This window comes from Corynebacterium sp. HMSC076G08, from assembly GCF_001811515.1.
Classification (GTDB): Bacteria; Actinomycetota; Actinomycetes; order Mycobacteriales; family Mycobacteriaceae; genus Corynebacterium; species Corynebacterium hiratae.
The window spans coordinates 114882-115664 of sequence record NZ_KV805087.1 but is presented as its reverse complement, the minus strand read 5'-3'; the positions used below and the strand labels follow the sequence as shown (position 1 = coordinate 115664).

Sequence of the window (783 nt, the reverse complement as noted above, 5' to 3'; positions counted from 1 at the left end):
GGATGAGGTGATGGATTTGGCAGTAATCAGCTGGCTTATTACACCCAGGTCTTGAACACGTGTGGAATTCAGCGTGCAGGGTAAGGCGCTGTTTGAAGTTTGCCCCTCGTTCTAGCCGCCAGGTGTTAATGGGCCCTTCAATGGGGTGAACGATGGTGGCGTAGCCTATTTCGGCAAACTTGTGGGTTAAGAACTCGGCCCCTGTCATGCGCCCACCGTTGGTCAGGTTGAGCTCTATTTCGTCCCCGTCGCCGTTGATGATCTGGTCCAACTCGTTTAACGTGACGATGACTTGGGTACGCACCGCAGGCTTGGAACCGGTGCCCTCTTTGAAGAAGACGTCGTTGGCGGCTTGAAGCAGGTCGGTGGTGTTGGTGGATTCGAGGACACCGCGCATGTTGGCAATCGTAGTGGCATCGTCAGTAATGGAAAGGGTGTTGGGGCCTTGTGCGCGGTAGGTGATGCGCACCCCTGGTTTGGCTATGCGTTTGGAACGCAGTTCTTTCAGGCGTGTGGCGGCGACGGTGGGGATGCGGTGTGCGGGTGTGGCGGTAAGTCTGACTCTCAGGTTCCAGGCGTCGAGGGTTTTCTTTACTTTTGAAACGTAGGTTTCAATGAGTGTGAGGGTGCCTAGGCTGTGGCGTTGTTGAATGGCGGCAGCGCGTGCCTTTTTCTGTTTGCCGGTGTAGCGGGTGGGGCCGAAGTACACCTGGTGCAGACCGGCAAGTTCGGTGGCGTCGGCTGGGTCAGCGCCGAGCGCGCGGAGCTCATCGGGTGTGCCAG

General features: G+C 57.6%; 1 protein-coding gene. It reads right to left on the bottom strand.

What is annotated here, in order from left to right:
• Nucleotides 1-783, bottom strand: a 783-nt coding sequence (locus HMPREF2806_RS13680) for an HNH endonuclease (protein ID WP_070517934.1), incomplete at both ends; no start/stop codon positions are given.